The 20,755-nt window shown below is 66.5% G+C and carries 12 protein-coding genes; 5 read left to right on the forward strand and 7 right to left on the reverse strand.

Going from position 1 to position 20,755, the window contains the following annotated elements; translation table 11 throughout:
* Window positions 1-17 precede the first annotated feature (17 nt).
* Genes ACWPWT_RS13075 through ACWPWT_RS13090 form a run of 4 tightly spaced genes read right to left on the reverse strand, consistent with a single transcriptional unit; the run spans window position 18 to window position 6,449 of the window.
* Window positions 18-1,823 (reverse strand): glycoside hydrolase family 9 protein, encoded by a 1,806-nt coding sequence (locus ACWPWT_RS13075; protein ID WP_454280030.1) that lies wholly within the window; start codon window positions 1,821-1,823, stop codon window positions 18-20.
* Window positions 1,820-3,445, reverse strand: a complete 1,626-nt coding sequence (locus ACWPWT_RS13080) for a tryptophan halogenase family protein (protein WP_454280031.1) — start codon at window positions 3,443-3,445, stop codon at window positions 1,820-1,822. Before ACWPWT_RS13080 ends, ACWPWT_RS13075 begins: the two co-directional genes overlap by 4 nt.
* Window positions 3,442-4,917 carry a tryptophan halogenase family protein gene (locus tag ACWPWT_RS13085; protein WP_454280032.1) on the reverse strand — a complete coding sequence of 492 codons (1,476 nt, stop codon included), beginning with the start codon at window positions 4,915-4,917 and terminating at the stop codon, window positions 3,442-3,444. Before ACWPWT_RS13085 ends, ACWPWT_RS13080 begins: the two co-directional genes overlap by 4 nt.
* Window positions 4,914-6,449, reverse strand: a complete 1,536-nt coding sequence (locus ACWPWT_RS13090; protein ID WP_454280033.1) for a tryptophan halogenase family protein — start codon at window positions 6,447-6,449, stop codon at window positions 4,914-4,916. Before ACWPWT_RS13090 ends, ACWPWT_RS13085 begins: the two co-directional genes overlap by 4 nt.
* A gap of 232 nt (window positions 6,450-6,681) precedes the next feature.
* Here ACWPWT_RS13090 and ACWPWT_RS13095 point away from each other — a divergent pair, with 232 nt between their 5' ends.
* A complete protein-coding gene (locus tag ACWPWT_RS13095) occupies window positions 6,682-10,131 on the forward strand; it encodes a TonB-dependent receptor (protein WP_454280034.1) in 3,450 nt (1,149 codons plus the stop codon).
* Window positions 10,132-10,384: 253 nt separating this feature from the next.
* On the opposite strand, the gene ACWPWT_RS13100 is transcribed toward ACWPWT_RS13095, so the two are convergent.
* The 3 genes from ACWPWT_RS13100 to ACWPWT_RS13110 all read right to left on the reverse strand — a co-directional run bounded on the left by ACWPWT_RS13100 (window position 10,385) and on the right by ACWPWT_RS13110 (window position 15,576).
* Window positions 10,385-10,963 carry a hypothetical protein gene (locus ACWPWT_RS13100; protein WP_261270123.1) on the reverse strand — a complete coding sequence of 193 codons (579 nt, stop codon included), beginning with the start codon at window positions 10,961-10,963 and terminating at the stop codon, window positions 10,385-10,387.
* A 106-nt stretch (window positions 10,964-11,069) separates the two neighbouring features.
* Window positions 11,070-13,427 (reverse strand): glycoside hydrolase family 31 protein, encoded by a 2,358-nt coding sequence (locus ACWPWT_RS13105; protein ID WP_454280035.1) that lies wholly within the window; start codon window positions 13,425-13,427, stop codon window positions 11,070-11,072.
* 82 nt (window positions 13,428-13,509) lie between these two features.
* Complete coding sequence (locus ACWPWT_RS13110; protein WP_454280036.1) at window positions 13,510-15,576, reverse strand: phosphocholine-specific phospholipase C; 2,067 nt, start codon at window positions 15,574-15,576, stop codon at window positions 13,510-13,512.
* 351 nt (window positions 15,577-15,927) lie between these two features.
* Here ACWPWT_RS13110 and ACWPWT_RS13115 point away from each other — a divergent pair, with 351 nt between their 5' ends.
* The 4 genes from ACWPWT_RS13115 to kdpB all read left to right on the forward strand — a co-directional run bounded on the left by ACWPWT_RS13115 (window position 15,928) and on the right by kdpB (window position 20,743).
* Window positions 15,928-16,776, forward strand: a complete 849-nt coding sequence (locus ACWPWT_RS13115; RefSeq protein WP_454280038.1) for a TorF family putative porin — start codon at window positions 15,928-15,930, stop codon at window positions 16,774-16,776.
* 108 nt (window positions 16,777-16,884) lie between these two features.
* Window positions 16,885-16,974, forward strand: a complete 90-nt coding sequence (kdpF, locus tag ACWPWT_RS13120; protein ID WP_037531783.1) for a K(+)-transporting ATPase subunit F — start codon at window positions 16,885-16,887, stop codon at window positions 16,972-16,974.
* Window positions 16,975-16,987: 13 nt separating this feature from the next.
* Complete coding sequence (gene kdpA, locus ACWPWT_RS13125; RefSeq protein WP_454280039.1) at window positions 16,988-18,691, forward strand: potassium-transporting ATPase subunit KdpA; 1,704 nt, start codon at window positions 16,988-16,990, stop codon at window positions 18,689-18,691.
* Between the two features lie 15 nt (window positions 18,692-18,706).
* Window positions 18,707-20,743: a potassium-transporting ATPase subunit KdpB gene (gene kdpB / locus ACWPWT_RS13130; protein WP_454280040.1), complete on the forward strand. Its 2,037-nt coding sequence runs from the start codon at window positions 18,707-18,709 to the stop codon at window positions 20,741-20,743.
* Window positions 20,744-20,755: the final 12 nt, after the last annotated feature.

Genomic DNA, 20,755 nt, shown 5'->3' on the forward strand with positions numbered 1-20,755 from the left:
CAGGGGTGGCGACGGGGTCAGCGCGTAGGGGCCAGCGGGCGGGTCAGGTCGGTCGCGACCCAGACCAGCGGCGCGTTCCAGTTGATCGCGACCTCGTTATGGGCATAGGCGCGCGCATCGTCGATCCAGCAGCGTTGGCCGATGCAATGCCCCTTGAGGGGAGCCGATGCCGGTTCGGGAAAGCTGGTGCTGTTCGCGCCCCCGCTCAACACGCCCGGCGGCGGTCCGGGGGTCTTCGCATCGAACTGATGCGCCCAGAAGCGATGATGGGGGTTGGTCATCGGTTTCCACCCGAAGCCGCTGACATAGCTTTGGTCGAGCGGGTTGCGGCCCAGCACATAGTCCATCGCATCGACGGCGGCGTCGCGATAGCGTTCCTCGCCGGTGAACCGCGCCGCCAGCGACAGGATCATCGCGCGACCCATCAGGACGCTGTTCGAGCCCCAGCTATAGGCGGTCGAGGCGTAGGGGATATGATAGCCCGACCGGGTTTCCTCCTCCACAAACCGGTCGGCGAGCGCGATCAGTTTGGTCCGTGCCGCCGCCCGTTCGGACGGGACGACGCCCGTGGCGGTAGCCAGGGTGATGGTGCCCAGCGCGGCGGTCCCGGCCCAGCTCGGCTCGGCGGTGAGCGGCGCGTCGTGTAGCGGCATTCGCTTCAGCGCCTCGGCCAGCTCGGGCATGCCGGTCGCGGCATAGAGTTCGGCGGTCGCCCAATAGAGTTCGTCCGACAGGTCGCCATCGCCATAACCGCCGCTGCCATTGAATGCCTGCGCGGCATAGATGTCGGGGTTGCGCAACGCGGCCCTATAGGCCTTGCCCGCCGCGACGAGGCAACGCTTGGCAAAGACGTCATCGATCCCCCGCCAGATGCGGGCGCATTGCGCGGCGGTGGCCGCAAGGTTCAGCGTCGCCGCCGTGCTGGGCGGATAGAGCAGCCGCTCTTCCCGGTCGTCGGCGGGCGCGGTGGGCAGCGTGGTCCAATTGCGGTCGGCGATCTTGTGATGCGCCATGCCCCCGGCATCGACGGGCGTCAGCCGGTATGGCCCGCGCCCCTGTCGCCCGACCGGCAATGCCAGCGTCTGCCCATCGGGCACCTGCATGGCGAGCAGGAACCGCATTTCCCACCGTGTTTCGTCGAGCAGGTCGTTGATCCCGTTCCCGGCCTCGGGCAGTGCGGCGCTGCCATCGGGGAAGGGGGGCGATCCCGCGTCGATCTCATAGAGATTTTGCAGCATCCATAGCGAGATGCCGCCATTGACGACATATTTACCCTGGTCGCCCGCATCATACCATCCGCCGGTCACGTCGAGCCTATAGGGGCAGCCCGGCCAGTTCGTGCCCGCCAGATCGGGGCCCTTGAAGCAGGTCACGACCTCGCGCACATGACCCGCCGCACGCGCCCATTGCGGGCCACCGGCAAAGCGTGCCTCGATCGCGACACCGGCGCGCTGCTGATAGAAGAAATTGAGCGCCGCGCGTGCCAGGGGACGGTAAAGCCCCGCCTCGATCGCGAAGGGGTGGCTGACCTGACCATCGACCCGCAGGCGATAGGTGCCGGGCGTGGCAAAGCTGCCGAAGTCGATCCGATGGACCTTGTCGCCCGATGCCGCGTCGGGCCCGAAGGGCGTGGTCCGTCCTTGCGCGACGATATGACCGCCTTCGTCCAGCAACTGCCATGGCAGCGGCGCCGATCCGCTGGCGGCGAGGATCGCGCGCTTGGCCGTGTCGGGGCGGAATCCGATCTGGTTGAGATGCGGGCCAGGGGCGTCGCTGGCGCCGATCCCGATCAGCGCCAGCAGGGGAAGGACGATCCGTTTCATAACAGGGGACCTCGCGCGCCCGTCGCGCCTGGTGCGGTGCGGGTGAAATCGAAACCGCCGCCCGGTGCATCGGACGCTCCGGTCAGGCCGGGGGCCAATGGGGAGGGCGCGGTCATGCGCAGGAAATCGCCATGGCTCGGCAATCGCGCCGCCGTATCGGCATAGCCACCGCGTATCTGCTCCAGCGCCTGCGCGACCAGATCCTCGTCCAGCGCATCGGCGGCAGGCTCCCAGCTTTGCGGGACCAGACCCTGACCCAGGCACACCGCAACCCAACTGGGATTGGCGAACAGGTCATAGCCTTCGCGGAACAGCCGCCCCTTGCCCGCCCACAGCGCCATCTTGCGCGACAGGCTTTCCGGCACCTCCATGGTGCGGACCCGGTTCCAAAAGGGTGTGTCGGTGCGCCGTGTGGCCTTGTAATGCAGGATGATGAAGTCGCGCACATCCTCGTACAGGTCGTGCATCTGGCGATTGAATTCGTCGCGCTCGGTGGGATCGAAGCGCGTGTCGGGGAATAGCGCGATCAGCCGCTGGATCGCCGCCTGCACCAGATGGATGCTGGTCGACTCGAGCGGCTCCAGAAATCCGCTCGACAGGCCAAGCGCCACGACGTTGCGGTTCCAGCTTTTCCGCCTCCGTCCCGCGGTGAAGCGCAACTGGCGCGGTTCGCCCAGCAATTCGCCCTCCAGGCTGTCGACCAGTTGCGCGCGCGCCGCTTCGTCGTCCAGAAATTCGCTGCAATAGACCAGGCCATTGCCCATCCGGTGCTGCAGCGGGATGCGCCATTGCCACCCGGCGTCGCGTGCGGTGGCGCGGGTGAAGGGATCGGGCTCGCGCGGGTCGGGCAGGGCGCACGGCGCCGCGACCGCGCGGTCGCAGGGCAGCCACCGGGCATAGCTTTCATACCCCGTCTCCAGCGCCTCCTCGATCAACAGCCCGCGAAAGCCCGAGCAGTCGATGAACAGGTCGCCCTCGATCCGCCGTCCATCGGCCAGCGTCACCGCCTCGACATGGCCATCCTCGGGACGCAGATTCACCGCGTCGATCCGCCCCTCGATCCGGGTGACGCCGCCGCGCTCGGCATAGCCGCGCAAGTAACGGGCATAGAGCGAGGCGTCGAAGTGGAAGGCATAGAACAGCTCGCGGATCGGCGAGCGGGCATCCGCCTTGGCGCGGCCGAAGCGTCCCTGCCGCGCCGCGACCGCGCTCATCGACCAGTCAGCGATGTCGGGAATCGCCCGTCGGTTGCGCTCGCGCAGCCAGAGCTGGTGGAAATGCACGCCCTGAAGGTCGTGGCCGAACCGACCAAAGGGATGGAAATAGCGCTCGCCCTTGTCGCCCCAGTCGACGAACTCGATCCCCAGCTTGAACGTACCACCGGTCGCGGCGAGAAAGTCGTTCTCGTCCAGCCCCAGCATCTGGTTGAAGGTGATGATCGGCGGGATCGTCGCTTCGCCGACGCCGACCGTACCGATCTCTTCGGATTCGATCAGCGTCACCTGCGTATAGCCGTTGTTCAACAGCCGGGCGAAGGCGGCGGCGGCCATCCAGCCGGCGGTGCCGCCGCCGACGATGACGACGCGGCGGATGCTATGGTCATGGGTGGGCGTCACGCTCATCGGGCAAGGCGTCTCATCTGGGCCGCGCGCCATTCGGCGTGGGCGGGGATTTGGGGCAGGGCGTCGGTAATGGCGTCCGACAGGCGGCTCATGACCGCCTGCACCTCGGTCGCCGACACGCCATGGACGAGCGGATCGATACGGCGTGGCAGGAACCCCTGGCCCAGCAATATCGCGGCCCAGCTGTCCCGCGCGAAGGTTTCTTCCTCGTAAAAGGGCAGGCGGCCCCGCTCGGCGAACTGGCTTAGCGTGTGGGCGAGGCTGGCGGGGGGCTCGGCTCGCGCGACCGCCTGCCACATCGGCTCGGTGCGGCGCGCGGTGCGGTAATGGGCCGCGAGGAAATCGCGCACCCGCTCCGCCTCGGCCAGCGTCTGGCGGTTGAAGTCCGCCGCCTCGACCGGGGCCATGGCACGGTCGGGCAGCATCGTGATCAGCCGGTCGACCGCGCTCAACGCCAGATGGAGATTGCACCATTCCAGCGGCTCGATCTCGGTCGCGGCATCGCCGATCGCGATGCAATTGCCCCGCCAGGCCTGTGGGCGCGTGCCGGGGCGGACCGTGATGGGGGGCGCGACCGACGAGCCATCCTTCGCCAGCATTGCCGTCGCTTCGGCATCGGACAGGTTAGCGCTCGAATAGGCTAGGCCGGTTTGCTTACCGCTCGACCACTGCCAACCCGCCCGATGCGCGGTGACGGTGATCAGCACCGGAGCCCCCTCGCCAGACGGACGCGTGCCGAGCAGCACCCGGTCGCAGGGCAGCCACGCACCCCAATCCTGCCGATCCGCGTCGATCGCGCCGCGCAGCATGGCCGCCGGGCCGCTGGCATCGATGAACAGGTCCGCGGTCAGCGTCCGGCCCTGCTCCGTGGTGACGGAGGCGACATGGCCGCGATCGTCCAGGCGAACCTCCGCGACCGCACCGACCATGTCCCGCACACCGACATGCTGGCCAAAGGCCCGGATCATCGCCGGATGGCGGGTTGGGTCGAGGGTCAGGCCGAAGTCATGCGCGCCGAAGATACCGCCGGGCGCGGGCGCGGCGAAACGGCCATCGCGAGCGATCCGCGCGGCGGGGGAATAGCTATCGAAAGGCTGCGCCATGCCATTGCGTGCGGAACTTACCCAATGAAGATGGAACGCCGCCGGACCAATGGCATGGCCATAGGGGCCATAGGCATGGACATAATCGGGCAGCCCCTCCGCCCAGCCGACGAAGCGCGTGCCGAGGCGATAGCCTGCCCCGGCGCGCGTCACCCCGTCATCCACGCCGATGCCCAGGTCGGCCTGGAACCCCGGAAGCGAGGGTAGGGTGCACATGATGCGGTCCGCCAACGCCGCCGCCGCGACCGGTGTCGCCAGCAGGGTCACGTCGAGAAACGGCGCGCGGCGCTTCAGTGCGGCGGCGGCGCACCAGCCGGTCAGCCCGCCGCCGACGACCAGCACGGTCTGGATCGGTCCCGCCGCTGTCATGCCGCGTCCACCATCGGGCAGTAGCGCGCCAGAAAGCCGCGATGATCGGGCCGCCTGGCGACGTCGCGCGCAATCTCGACGCGAAGATCACCCACGGCACGCAACAGGTCGGCGCTGCCCGCCACATCGGCGCGCGGGTCCCATCCTTCGGGTACGATGCCCTGGCCCAGATAGACCGCGATCCAGCTGGCATCTAGGAACACGCCCTCGCGATACTTCACCACGCGGGCGCGTCGGCGCCAAAGGTCCAGCTTTTCGGCCAGACTATCGGGTATCTCCATCGTCCGGACGTAATTCCAGAACGGCGAATCGTCCCGGTCGGTCGCGTGGTAATGGAGGATCAGGAAGTCGCGAATTCGGTCATATTCCAGATCGATGATCCGGTTGAATTCGTCGCGGTCGGAGGCATTGGCCTGCCGGTCCGGAAACAGTTCGATCAGCGCGGTGATCGCCTGCTGGACGAGATAGATGCTGGTCGATTCGAGCGGTTCGAGGAACCCGCTGGCGAGGCCGATCGCGACACAATTGCCGACCCAGCTCCGGCGACGCCGCCCCGCCTTGAAACGGAGCAGGCGGGGGGCGGCCAGCGGCTCGCCCTCGACCGCCTGTTCCAGCGCGAGGGCGGCGTCCTCATCGGCGATGAAGTCGCTGGCATAGACATAGCCATTGCCGGTCCGATGCTGGAGCGGAATGCGCCAGCGCCATCCGGCGGGCATCGCGATCGCGCTGGTATAGGGCGTGACGGCGGTTTCGGTCCGGCACGGCATCGCCACCGCCCGGTCGGTAGGCAGCCATTTCGACCAGTCCTCGAACGGCTCCGCCAGCGTCTGGCCCAGCAGCAGCGAGCGGAAGCCCGAGCAGTCGATGAACAAGTCGCCCTCGACCCGCTCGCCATCGGCCAGCGTGACCGCGCGGATCAGTCCGCTCTCGCCGTCTCGCTCGACATCGACGACCACCCCCTCGGTCCGTACCGCACCGGCCTCCTCGGCCAGACCGCGCAGATAGGGGGCGAAGAGCAGCGCGTCGAATTGATAGGCATAGCCGAAGGTGGATGGTAACGATCCCTCGCCGCGAACGGGATGGTCGAACCGCGCTTCGCGCGCCAATTTGCAGGCATAGGAGAGTTCATCCAGCGGCGGCAGGTCATGCCCCTCGCGCTGCAGCCGCGTCCAGTAATGATGGAAGTCGATCGCGCCACTGCCGCGCCCGAAGGTGCCGAACGGGTGGATATAGCTATCCCCGATTCGGCCCCAATCGCGAAACTCGATCCCCAGCTTGAAGGTCGCCCGGGTGCGCGCCATGAATTCGGACTCGGGGATGCCAAGCCGTTCGTTGAAAGCGCGAATATGGGGAAGGGTGGCCTCGCCGACACCGACGACGCCGATCGCCTCCGACTCGATCAATCGAACGGTGCACTGTCCCGAAAGGAGACGGGCCAGAGCGGCACCTGCCATCCATCCGGCCGTGCCGCCGCCCACGATGACGACCCGCACCCGTTGTTGCGTCACCTTTCGTTCCCCCTCCAGACCCATGAAAATCGGGCCGTTTCGTCATTTCATGCCGTGCCGCACGCCGCTCCGCAATCCGCCAGGGACCTAGCGTTGCAGGAATGTCGCACCTCCGACCGGATCGGACGTTTATAAGTAAAGCATCTTGTCGAAACATTGCTGGTAGCGCAATCACGAGTCCGAGGATCGCGTCGATGAGCGTGATTTCGACCTAAATAACGACGCCAAGGTGGCGCGTACAAAGGGGGGGATGACCATGATGCGCAACGTTGCGCCCTTCAATGCCAATCGTTTCCATCGGCTTCTCATCGGCGCTTCCGCCGGTGCCTTGTGCGTCGCCGGGTTGAGCATGCCCGCCATGGCGCAGACCGCTGATCCGCAAACGACAGCCGATTCGGACCAAAGCTCGACCTCGCCGACCGGCGCGGTTGCGGGCCAGGGTACTGCCGGTTCGACAACGCCGCGCACCAGCGCGAGCGCCGAGGCCGCCGGCGCACAGCCGCCCGCAGGCGACGATGTCGTCGACGAAAAGGAAGTCGTCGTCACCGGCATCCGCCAGAGCCTGGCCAATGCGCAGTCGATCAAGCGCAACTCCGACACCGTCGTCGACGCGATCACCGCCAGCGACATCGGCGCGCTGCCCGACCGCTCGGTGACCGAGGCGCTCCAGCGCGTTCCCGGCGTGTCGATCAGCCGCTTCGCCGCCGCCAACGACCCCGACCACTTCTCGGTCGAAGGCTCGGGCGTCGCGGTGCGCGGCCTGACCTTCGTCCGTTCGGAGTTCAACGGCCGCGACACCTTCTCGGCCGGCATCGGCGGCCAAGCGATCAACTTCTCCGACGTCCCCGCCGAACTGCTCGGCTCGGTCGAGGTGTACAAGAACGCCACCGCCGAACTGATCGAGGGCGGCCTTGCCGGTACGGTCAATCTGAATACCCGCAAGCCCTTCGACAACAAGGGCTTCCACCTGGGCTTCACCGCCGAGGGAAATTATGGCGACTTCAAGAAGAAGTGGTCGCCGACCGGCTCGCTGCTGGTCAGCAACACCTGGGATACGGGCATCGGCCGCCTCGGCCTGCTCGGCAATATCTCCTATTCGCGCGTCCGCAGCCGCGCGGACAGCATCCGTATCACCAATATCCAGACCCGCGACAACACGCTGGCGCTGGCGGCCAACTCGACCACGGCGCAGAACTGCCGCAATCCGCTGCCCGGCACGGTCGACCAGACCACGCTGCCCGTCGGCGGCACGACCGGTTTCGCATGCGGCGCGGCCAGCACCGCGGGCGCGGACGGCTATCTCGATCCGGCTTCGCTGCGCTACGCCCCGATCGGCGGCCAGTTTGCGACCCAGGAATTCGATCGCAAGCGTGACGGCATCGCACTGGCCGGTCAGTGGCAGAGCCGGGACGAGCGGACGGTCCTGACCGCTCAGTTCCTGCGCACCCACACGATCAACAACACGTCGGAGCGGACGTTCGAGACCGCGCCCGATCTGGCCGAATACAACACCTATCCGGTCGGCTGTCTTCAGAACAATCTGGGACCCGCCAACTCGACGATCGCGCAGTGCCCCACCGGCACGACCAAGAATTATATCTATGACGCCAATGGCCTGTTCCAGTCGGGCTATATCACGGCGCCGGGCAACGGTTATCGTGCATCGTGCAGCGGCAATGCGACCTGCTGGGTCCCGACCGGCGGTACGCAGCAGTCGCTGGCGCGCGGCATGACCCGTGACGAGAACACCGTCACCGACTTCGGCCTGAACCTGAAGACCGAGTTGAATGACCATTGGTCGGTCAACCTGGACGGCGACTATACCCGCGCCAAGAAGACCAGCACCGACCTGCGCGTGTTCGGTTCGACCTTCGCGGACTCGGAACTCGACCTGTCGGGCAACCTGCCGGTCGTGATTCCGCACAAGCCCTCCACGCTGCAGGCGAGCTGGGCGACGCCGAACCCGACGCTGAACCAGCAGAGCGATGCGGATTACTTCGCCAACCGGAACGTCCAGTTCTGGCGCGCGGCGATGGACCATCTTGAGGAGAGCACCGGCCGCGAATATGCGTTCAAGGCCGATGTCGACTATAAGTTCGACGACGGCAGCTTCTTCACCCATGCCAAGTTCGGCGCGCGCTACGCCGATCGTGCGTCGGAAGTGCGCTACACCACCTATAATTGGGGTGCGCTGTCGGAAGTGTGGTCGGGTACCAACCCGGTGTCGTTCGCGCAACAGCCCGGCCAGACCGAGCTCTACACCTTCCCCAACTTCTTCCGTGGTGCGACCAACGGCTCGCCGTCGGCCTATTACTACACCGGCAACATGACGGAGAATTATCAGCAGGCTGCCGCCTATTTCCAGTCGATCGGCAATCTGTGGAAGACGGCCAATGGTTCGACCGCCACGACTTGGTCGCCGCTGGCACAGCGTGCGGGCGTCGTCGCGGGCACGCCGTATCTGCCGTCCGAAATCCAGCTCGTGAACCAGCAGGACAAGAACGCCTATGCGCAGCTGAACTTCGCCACTCCGGGCAATTTGTTCGGCGATGTGCGGATGAGCGGCAATATCGGCGTCCGCTATGTGCTCACCGACGTGACGTCGTCGGGCTCGATCGGCGCGCCGACGCGGGATCAGACCGGCACGACCGATGCGTTCGCCACCCGTTGCGCCATCGTCACCACGACCCGTCCCGACGGTACCACCGTCACGGGCCGTCCGGCCGGCATCTGTCAGCTGGGCGAGGCCGCCTATAACAACATCCAGGCCTTCTCGACCGGCGTCACCCTGCCCGATACGGCGCGGACCCAGTATCACTACTTCCTGCCCAGCGCGAACCTGAAGTTCGGCATCGGGCGCGACGTGGTGCTGCGTCTGGCGGCGTCGAAGGTCATGACCCGTCCGGACTTCGCGAACATCCGCAACTTCCTGCAACTGGGCTTCGATTCGACCAGCGGTCAGATCACGGCGACCGCAGGCAATCCATACCTGAAGCCCGCGACCGCGTGGCAGTTCGACGCGACCGTCGAATGGTATTTCGCCCGCGTGGGCCAGCTGTCGGTCGACGTCTTCTACAAGTCGGTGAAGAACTTCTTCTACCAGTCGGTCACGACTCGCGACATCACCAGCAACGGCATCACCCAGTCGGTGCTCGTCCGTGGTCCGGCCAACTATGAGGGCGCCGGCAAGATCAAGGGTGCCGAGGTTGCCTATCAGCAGACCTTCGACTTCCTGCCGGGTCTGCTCAGCGGTTTCGGCGCCAGCGGCAGCTATACCTATATCGACAGCTCGGGCCTGCCCAACTCGTTCCTGAACGGCGGTGCACCGGCCAACAACTCGAACATCAAGCCGGGCAACCTGCCGCTTGAGGGCCTGTCGAAGCACACGGTGAACGCCGCACTCTTCTACGAAAAGGGTCCGGTCTCGCTGCGTGCGGCGTATAACTGGCGCTCGAAGTATCTGCTGACCCCGGCGGACGTGATCTTCCCCTACACCTCCATCTATCAGGATGCGGGCGGTCAGCTCGACGCGTCGGCGTTCATCAACATCAACAAGTATCTGAAGATCGGCGTGCAGGGCGTGAACCTGGCCAATCAGGTCATCAAGACCCAGCAGGCCTATATCAGCGGTTCGACCGCGACCGCGCCGCGCTCGTACATCGTCAACGACCGCCGCTTCTCGTTCGCGCTTCGCGGCACCTTCTGATCCGCGGTAAGGCCGGGCCCTTCGGAGTCCGGCCGGGATGACGAACAAAACACCGCCCGCTTCCACTTCGGAGGCGGGCGGTTTTCTATGTCAGCAAGATCCCTACCCGCCGTTCTACCCGAGCGAAGTCGAAGGCCAAGGAGCGCCCTCCGCCAAGAGGCGCGTCCGGGGCGTGCACTTCGACTTCGCTCAGTGCGAACGGCTGTTTGGAGTGGGGCGGCCGGGGCAATCACGTACCGCCCCGACCACCGGCTCAGTTACGCGGCAGCTTCGACCGGTCGAAGTTCGGCCCCAGGTCGATCAGGAAGGCCGGGCCGACCTCGATCACCTGCTTGGCTCCAGCGAGCTGGACCGAGATATTGGCCTTGCCCGCTGCAAAGGCCTGGGCCGCGACGCCGGTCACGAAATAGCGTTTCCACGTCGATCCGACCTGAAGCGGTTCGCTGGTGATCGTCGGATAGGGAGGCTCTGCGCCGCCCATGGCGACGGGGATCGTCACCGTCTGTCCCTCGGCCGCATCCGGCGCACGCAGGAAGACCATGGTCATCAGCGTATCGCCCGCCGCGATCGGCTTGATCGTCGGATAGGTCACGCCGCTGTCCCAGGGATTGGCGCCTGCCTTGGTCACTTTGATCTGCACGGCATTGCCGCCGGGAACGTCGGATGCGGGGACCTGCTTGGCGGTCTGGTTGGGGCCGTAAGGGGCCCAGCCGATGCCGGGTGCGTTCACCGCCTTGTCGAAGATGCTGGGCTGGGCCGCCGCGCTGGGGGCTGCCTGGACGGCCGCTCCCGCCGGCAGGGCCGCGATCAGCAGGGCCATAAATCCAATCATGATCCTTCTCCTCCTCTTTCGGCCGGTTTGTCCCGTCCGTCCGCAAAAACGATTGTATTCCGTGGGTTAAGAATGGCCCGGCCCCCTTGGGGAGCCGGGCCTGATCTTACTGGCCGACGATTTTGACGAGCGGTTCGACCGATTGACCGGTCGGCAGGCGACCGCTGGCGGTCAGGCGGCGGGCCTTGTCGTCCCACCGCAGCGTCGCGCTGCGTCCGCCCGTCTTGCGATAGGCGTTGGTGGTGCCGTCATCGTCATACAGCGTGAAGCTGGCGTCGCGGCCCGGATAGACGCGGATGCTCTCCAGCCCTTGCGCGGTGGCGGTGCTGGGTACCTGCACCCCCATCGGTACGATCGACCCGGCGCGCACGAATAAGGGGATATGATCGATGGGCGCGGCGGCGTCGATCCACTGGCCACCCGTGTAGCGCTTGTCGGTCCACCAGTCGTACCAGTCGGCCCCGGCGGGCAGGTACACCCGGCGCGAAGTCTGGCCCTGTTCGGTGACGGGTGCGACCAGGAAGGCGGGGCCGAACATATATTCGTCGCCCAGATCCTTGACCGCCGGATCATGGGGGAAGTCCATGAACAGCGCGCGCATGAAGGGGGCGCCGGTCTGGTTCGTCTGTCGGCCGAGCGCATAGATATACGGCATCAGCGCATAGCGAAGCCGCAGCGCGCTCGCCAGGATCGGCTCGGCGGCGGTGCCATAGTCCCACAGCGCGGTGCCCGGCCGCTGACCATGGATGCGCAGCGTCGGGGTGAAGGCGTTGTACTGGAACCAGCGGACGAACAGCTCCGGATAGTCGCGATAGGACGGTGCCATCGCAGTCGCCCCCGCCGGATCGACCAGCACCGGGGCTTTTGCCTCCGGCCCGTTGGGCCATTGCCAGCCGCCCGTATCGCTCGACCAGTATGCGATGCCGCTTGCCGTCATGCCGAGCCCTGCGGGCACCTGACGCTTCAGCGCTTCCCAATTGGACTGCACGTCCGACGACCAGAACAGGCAGTCATTGGCCTGCGTCCCCAGATAGGCAGCGCGGCACAGGATCATGTTGCGCATGTCCGGACGGTCGCGCGCCGATCCATCCGCGACGCTGGACGTGTGGAGCAGCGGATAGACGTTGCGATAGCGGTCGCCCGACCCGATGGCATAGAAATGCCCTTCCGGCACCAGATCGGGTTCGGTCTCGTCCAGCCAGGCATAATCGAAGCCTTGGGAAAAGATGTTGTCGCGGATCTTGCCCCAGAACCACGCCCGCGCCTCCGGGTTGGTGCTGTCGATCAGCGCGCCCGCCCGGTCGGAGCGGATCGGCAGGCCGTCGACCGGATTGCCGTCCTTGTCCTTCATCAGCCAGCCCTTGGCCGCCAGCGTGTCGAACCAGCGGCTCTCGCGCTCGAAGCGCGGCCAGATGCTGATGATGCTGTGCATCCCCATCGCCTTGAGATGCGCGTTCATCCCCGCCGGGTCGGGAAAGGCGGTGCGGTCGATGTCGAGCTGCCCCATCCGCGTCCAGTAGAACCAGTCGAGCACCATGACGTCGAGCGGTAGGCCGCGCTTGCGGTAACCATCGGCGATTTGGGTCAACTGGCCTTGCGTTTCATAGCGGGCCTTGCTCTGGATGAGCCCGAAGGCGGCCTTGGGTGGCAGCGGCGTCGCGCCGGTCAGCTTGGCATAGCCCGCGTAAAGTTCGTCGGTCGTCTTGCCCGCGATGACGAAGAAGGACACGCGCTCGCCCACATTGGAGGCGAATTTGGTCGCGTTCAGCAAGCCGGGCGAGACGGTGGTCGCGGAAGGATTGTCCCACAGGATCGCATAACCCTTGTCCGTCACCATGAAGGGTACGCAGACCGACTCCCCGCCGGGGCGGTCATAATCGTGACGGCAGTCGATGGTTCGCCCGCGCAGGTCGAGAACGCCGTCCTGATACTGGCCAAGGCCGTAATAATGGGTGTCGGGGGTATCGGCGAAGCTGGCGCCGGCGCGGAAGGTCTTCTCGCCCGAGACGGTGTGGGGCGCCATTTCCCACCCGTTCATCCGGGTCAGCAGCTCGCCATCGGGTCCGGCGAAGCTGATCGAGACGGGCGGGAGCGAGGGGGCGAAGTAGCGCTCCATCTGGCTGGGCGGCTTGGGCCAGGGCTGGGCGGCAACCGTCACGGTCATGCCGGGCGAGGCGAAAATGTCGCCGCTCGTATCGCTTCGGTGCGACCAGCCGCCGGTATCGCTCTTCGCGATCAGGCCATAGCCGGGCTTGGCCTCCGCTTCGGCGCGATCGGTGGCGATGGTGACGCGGACGATGCCGGGGCCGTAGGGCTCGACCGACACGAGCGCGCCGTTGCGTTCGACGGTCGCCAGCGGGTCGGCGGCCAGTGCGAGGGGCGCGACGCCCGCCAGTAGCACCGACGCGGCCCAGGCCCAGCGCCACCGACCGCCCAGCGCCTTGGCGCACGCATTGCCCCGCATATTCATCCCCTCGAATAACGAAATTGATTTGTTTGAACGCTACCCTATCGCTGCTCCGGCGAGTGGGGAAGGGGAAATGGCGTCAGGCGCGGAACGGGTCGCTGACGGTCGCGCGGCCCGGCCGGTCGTGCCGTCCCGCCAGGCGCAGGCGGTACAGCGGATCGCTCGCTCGGGTCAGCGTCACGTCGTACCAACCCAGTGCCGCATCCAGTGACCAGCGATGGCGGCCGGGCTTGAGCGGCGTTGCGACGGCGGTGGCCTGGCCGGGCTCGAGGCGGACGATCGCCATATCGGGCAAGTCTGGTGGAACGGTCAGTGTCAGGCCTGTGTCGTCGACCCCGGTTTGGACGATCGAAGCAGGATCGCGGCCCGCAAAGTGGCGGTGGAACCCGTTCGGGCCCAGCACCCACAGGTCATGTCCGGCGGCGGGATCGGTGGACCAGACATGCTCGATGCTCGTCCCAGCCGCGAGCGTATAGCGGCGCGGTGGCTGATCCAGCGCGTGCCGGTCATAGACATGGAACACCGCGCCCGCTCCCTCGGCCTGGAAGCGCAGGCGGATGCCTGCGGGATCGGCAAGCTGGATGACGTTCAAGCGATAGGGCAGGGCGCGGGCCCGGCGGATACCCGGCTCCTGACGAGGAGCGCCGATGGTCGCCGGAGCCTGCGGGCTGACCTGTCCCTTGATCGCGGCGGCGCGGATCGCGCCCCCGCGCGGATCGGGCAGTTCGGGCGTCGCCGCATCGGTGGCCGCGAAGTCGAACGCGCTGGTCAGGTCGCCACATATCGCGCGCCGCCAGGGCGAGATATTGGGTTCGTGAAAACCAAAGCGCGCCTCCAGAAAGCGGATGACGCTGGTGTGGTCGAAGACTTGCGAATTGACCCAACCGCCCCGGCTCCACGGCGAGACGACATACATCGGCACGCGGGGGCCCAGGCCATAGGGACGGCCGCGATAGGCGGGCGTGTCAATGTTCGCATCGCCGATCGAGGGCACGTCATGATATTCGCCGGTCAATTCGACGGTCGATCCGCCGAGCATCGTTCCATCCGCCATGCGCGACGGCGGGGCGGGCGGGGGGACATGATCGAAAAAGCCGTCATTCTCGTCGAACATCACGAACAATGCGGTCCGCGCCCACACCTTTGGATCGGCGGTCAGCGCGTCGAGCAGTTCCGCCGTATAGGCCGCGCCCTGGGCCGGACTGGAGGGGTTGGGATGCTCGGACCCCGCCGCCGTCGCAATGACGTAGGAGACTGGCGGCAAGCGCCCGGCGAGCGCATCGGCCTTCAGCGCGTCGAGCCCGCGCGTGGTCAGCGCCCGGTCCTTCAGTTCGGGATCGCCGCGCCCAAGATGCGCCTCGCGATAGGCGGCGAAGCCGACCAGCGGGTTGTCGGTGAAATTGTCCGCCATGTCCTGATAGATTCGCCAGTCGATGCCCGCCGCCTGCATCCGCTCGACCGTGGTGGTCCAGCGATAGGGATCGGCCGCGCCGCCATCCTCGGCGAAACTGTCATGCGAATTGCCGATGGCCGGGCCACCCGCCTTGCCCAGCGGATCGTTGGTGCCGGTCCAGAGGAACAGGCGGTTGGTGTTCGTCCCGGTCTGGATCGCGCAATGATAGGCGTCGCAGAGGGTGAAGGCCTCGGCCAGCGCGAACTGGAAGGGCAGGTCGGCACGGGCATAATGGCCCATGGCGCGTTGCTTCTTGGCTTCGGGCCAGTGTGACATCCGGCCCTCGTCCCAGGCGGCCTGTGCATCCGGCCATGTGTGCGGCGTGCCCTCCATCCGCATCAGCGCGAACTGCTTGTCCGTATCGAGATGGAACGGGGAGACCAGGCGCGGGCCGCCTGGCGCGGTGCGGTCCATCTGCTGCCACACGTTGCGCGGCACTTCGCCGGGCATGGCGGGGGTGAGCGGAATGGGGAAGCGGTCGCCAAAGCCGCGCACCCCGCGCATCGTGCCGAAATAATGATCGAAGCCCCGATTTTCCTGCATCAGGATGACGACATGCTCGACATCGCGGATTGTACCCGTCCGCCGGTCGGGCGCGATGGCGGCGGCGCGGGCGATCGCCGGGGGCAGGGCGCTGGCTCCGGCAAGGGCGGCACCGGCGGAAAGGAGTGAGCGGCGGGAGAATGTGACCATGTCCCGTCATGGCGGAAATCGTTGACGTTTTGGTGACGTCATTCTCTTCCTCCCCTGCAAGGGGAGGTGGCAGGGCGAAGCCCTGACGGAGGGGTGTCGGCCTCTCGATAGCGAGTGGCAGGCCGGATTGCCCCCGGCAATCCTCGAACCCGCGGGGCGGGTTCGACCTGCCACACCCCTCCGACGCGCTGCGCGCGCCACCTCCCCTTGCAGGGAAGGAATGTTAGGCCCGACTATATGCCGTCTATATGCGAAACCGGGGGATCGCCCTCGAATTGCTACGCGGGCCCGGCCTAATTGCCTGCCCCTGGAGGCCGCCCGCGATGCGGTGGCCTGTCCATAGGGGCACATATGAAGACCATCACCTTGAGCGCCGTCACGGCGCTGTTCCTGCTTCCCGCCACCGTCTCGGCGCAGACCGCCGAGACCGCGCCGCCGCCCGTGACGGTCAGCGGTTCGGCCGCGATCGTCTCCGACTATCGCCTGCGCGGCATCTCGCAGTCGGATGAACATATGGCGGTACAGGCCGGTATCACGGCGACCCATGAGAGCGGTGCCTATGTAGGCGCCTGGGCGTCGAACCTGGCGGGGTGGGGAACCTTCGGCGGCGCGAACATGGAGCTGGACTTGATCGGCGGGTACAAGACCAGGATCACCGCAAACGGCACGCTGGATGTCGGGCTGACCTGGTACATGTATCCGGGCGGCGCAAACAAGACGGACTATGCCGAGCCCTTCGCCAAGCTGTCGGGCACGACCGGCCCGGTCTCGCTGACAGCCGGTGTCGCCTATGCGCCCAAGCAGCAGGCGATCGGCAAATGGTATAACAACGGCGCCAGCGCGGCGGCGGGCGTCTATGACCATCCGGGCGCCAAGAGCGACAATCTGTATCTCTGGGGCGACGGCGCGGCGGCGATCCATGGCACGCCGATCACCGCCAAGGCGCATATCGGCCATAGCTGGGGCATGAACGGCCTCGGCCCCAACGCCACCGCCCCGACGCCGACCGGCGATTATTGGGACTGGTCGCTGGGCGCGGACACGACATGGCGCAACCTGACGCTGGGTCTGGCCTGGGTCGACACCGACATTTCCGACCGCAAGGCCGCCTATCTGCGGCCGAGCTTCAGCAAGGGGCAGGACGGCACCGGCAATATCGCGGGCAGCACCTTCCTCGCCACCCTCACCGCTGCCTTCTGAGGAGCCGCACTATGGACGATCTGATCTGGTTGCTGGTCATGGCCGGGCTGGTGGCGGCGACGCTCGCCTATGCCCGCCTGTGCGACCATGCATGAGGAGGGCTGAGCCATGACCCTCGACCTCTGGCTGGCGGCGCTGACCGCGCTCGGCCTTCTCGTCTATCTGGTGGCGGTGCTGATCCGCCCCGAACGCTTCTGAAGGAGGCGGCATCATGACGCTTCAAGGATTGGCCCTGATCCTGGGCTTCGTCGCGATCCTGCTCGCGCTGACCAAGCCGGTCGGCGCGTGGCTGTTCGCGCTCTATGAAGGGCGGCGCACGCCGCTCCACACCGTGCTCGGCCCCGTCGAGCGCGGCTTCTACGCGCTGTCGGGCATCGACCCGGAGGCGCAGCAGGGCTGGCGCCGCTATGCGCTGCACATGCTGATCTTCAACGTCGCGTTGATGGTCTTCACCTATGCGGTGCTGCGCCTGCAATATTATCTGCCGGGCAATCCACAGGGGCTGGCCGGGCTGACCCCGCATCTGGCGTTCAACACCGCGATCAGCTTCACCACCAACACCAACTGGCAAAGCTATGCGGGCGAGGCGACCATGTCGAACCTGTCCCAGATGCTGGGCCTGACCATCCATAATTTCATGTCGGCGGCGACCGGCATCGCGCTGGCCTTTGCGCTGTTTCGCGGCTTTGCGGGGCGTGAGACGAAGAATCTCGGCAATTTCTGGGCCGATGTGACGCGCATCACCCTATATCTGCTGCTGCCGGTCAGCATCGTCTATGCGGTCTTCCTGATCGCCAGCGGCGTGCCGCAGACCATGGCGGGCGTAGTCAATATCGACACGCTGGAAGGCGTGCGCCAGTCGATCCTGGTCGGCCCGGTGGCAAGCCAGGAAGCGATCAAGATGCTCGGCACCAATGGTGGCGGCTTCTTCAACGCCAACTCGGCGCATCCGTTCGAGAACCCGACCGCGCTCACCAATTTCGTCCAGATGCTGTCGATCTTCGTCATCGGCTTCGGCCTGACCTGGTGCTTCGGCAAGGCGGTCGGCAATACGCGGCAGGGCTGGGCGATCCTGTCGGCGATGATACTGCTGTTCCTAGGCGGCGCGGCCGTCTGTTACTGGGCGGAAGCGGCGGGCAACCCCGTGCTGCACCAGCTGGGCGTCGCGGGCGGCAATATGGAGGGCAAGGAGGTCCGCTTCGGCGTCGCCGCCTCGGCGCTGTTCGCGGCCGTCACCACGGCTGCGTCATGCGGCGCGGTCAATGCGATGCATGACAGCTTCACGGCCCTTGGCGGCATGATCCCACTGTTCAACATGCAGCTGGGCGAGGTCGTCATCGGCGGCGTTGGGGCTGGCATCTATGGCTTCCTGCTGTTCGCCATCCTGGCGGTGTTCGTCGCCGGCCTGATGGTCGGTCGCACACCCGAATATGTCGGCAAGAAGATCGAGAGCCGCGAGGTCAAGCTCGCCGTCCTCGCCATCGCCGTCCTGCCGCTGTTCATCCTGGGGCTGACCGCGCTGTCGTGTGTCACGCAACAGGGTCTGGCGGGGCCGCTCAACAAGGGGCCGCATGGTTTCGGCGAGATCCTCTATGCCTTCACCAGTGCGGTCGCGAACAACGGCTCGGCCTTTGCCGGCCTGACCGCTTCGACCCCCTGGTATGACGGTCTGCTGGGCGTCGCCATGTGGGTGGGCCGCTTCTTCATCATCGTGCCGATGCTCGCCATTGCCGGGAGCCTCGCCGCGAAGAAGCATGTCCCCGCCTCGGCCGGGTCCTTCCCGACCACGGGTGTGCTGTGGATCGGTCTGCTCGTCGGCATCGTGCTGGTGCTGGGCGGCCTGACCTTCCTGCCGAGCCTCGCCCTTGGTCCCATCGCCGATCATCTCGCGATGATCCGCGGTCAACTTTTCTGATCGGGAGCGCCATTCATGGCCAATTCCCCTACCAAGAGCCTGTTCACCGCCGAGCTGGTGCTCCCGGCGATCAAGGCCTCGTTCGTCAAACTCAATCCGCGCGAACTGATCCGCAACCCGGTGATGTTTGTGACTGCGGTGGTCGCCGCCCTCCTGACCGTCCTGCTCGTCGTCGGGCATGACGGGCTGACCACCGGGTTCAAGCTGCAACTCGTCGTCTGGCTGTGGCTGACCGTGCTGTTCGGCACCTTCGCCGAGGCCCTGGCCGAAGGGCGCGGCAAGGCGCAGGCGGCGTCCCTGCGCGCCGCCAAGGCCGAGCTGACCGCCAAGCGGTTGACGAGCGCTGGCCATGAATGGGAGAATGTCCCCGCCAGCGCGCTGAAGATCGGCGATGTAGTGCTGGTCGAGACCGGCGACCTGATCCCCTCGGACGGCGAGGTCGTCGCGGGCGTGGCGAGCGTCAACGAAGCCGCGATCACCGGCGAGAGCGCGCCGGTCATCCGCGAGGCGGGCGGCGACCGTTCGGCGGTGACGGCGGGCACCCGCGTCATCTCCGACGAGATCCGCGTCAAGGTGACGGTCAATCCGGGCCAGGGCTTCCTCGACCGCATGATCGCGCTGGTCGAGGGGGCCGAGCGTCAGAAGACGCCGAACGAGGTGGCGCTGACCATATTGCTCGTCGGCCTGACCATCATCTTCCTGATCGCGGTCGGCACCATTCCGGGCTTTGCGTCCTTTGCGGGCGGTAGCATTCCGGTCGCGATCCTGGCGGCGCTGCTCATCACCCTGATCCCGACGACCATCGCGGCGCTGCTGTCAGCGATCGGCATTGCGGGCATGGATCGTCTGGTCCGCTTCAACGTGCTCGCCAAGTCGGGTCGTGCGGTCGAGGCGGCGGGCGATGTCGACGTGCTGCTGCTCGACAAGACGGGCACCATCACCATCGGCGACCGTCAGGCGAGCGAGTTCCGTGCCGTCGGCGGCTCGGACGTGGATGCGCTGGCCGAGGCGGCGCTGATGGCCAGCCTGGCCGACGAGACGCCCGAGGGCCGCTCGATCGTCGTGCTGGCGCGCGAACAGTTCAAGGTCTCGATTGCCAACCTGCCCGCAGACGCGGAGATCATCCCCTTCACCGCCCAGACCCGCATCTCGGGCGTGAGGATCGGCGAACGCCTGATCCAGAAGGGCGCGGTCGACTCGATCCTGCGCGCCCATCCGGCTGTGGGTGAGACGGCGGCGGCGACCCAGTTGCAGCGCATCACTGACGAGATCGCGCGTGCCGGTGGCACCCCGCTGGCGGTGGCGGAAAATGGCCGCCTGCTGGGCGCCATCTTCCTGAAGGACGTGGTCAAGGCGGGCATCCGCGAACGCTTTGGCGAGCTGCGTCGCATGGGCATCCGCACGGTGATGATCACCGGCGACAACCCCCTGACCGCCGCCGCGATCGCCGCCGAAGCGGGCGTGGACGACTTCCTCGCCCAGGCGACGCCCGAGGACAAGCTGGCGCTGATCCGCAAGGAACAGCAGGGCGGCAAGCTGGTCGCCATGTGCGGTGACGGCACCAACGATGCGCCTGCATTGGCGCAGGCGGATGTCGGCGTCGCGATGAACACCGGCACCCAGGCCGCGCGCGAGGCGGGCAACATGGTCGATCTGGACAGCGATCCGACCAAGCTGATCGAGGTCGTCGGCCTCGGCAAGCAGTTGCTGATGACGCGCGGCGCGCTGACGACCTTCTCGGTCGCCAATGACGTGGCGAAGTATTTTGCGATCATCCCGGCGATGTTCGTGGCGCTCTATCCGGGGCTAGGCGTGCTCAACGTCATGGGTCTGGCGACGCCGCAATCGGCGATCCTTAGCGCGATCATCTTCAACGCGCTGATCATCCCGCTGCTCGTGCCGCTGGCGCTGAAGGGCGTCGCCTATAAGCCGATGGGGGCGGGGCCGCTGCTCGCGCGCAACCTCGCCATCTATGGTCTGGGCGGCCTGATCGCGCCGTTCGTCGGCATCAAGATCATCGACCTTGTGGTCGGTGGCCTCGGCCTCGCATAAGGAGTTACCATC

It is taken from the genome of Sphingomonas sp. Marseille-Q8236, from assembly GCF_965112005.1.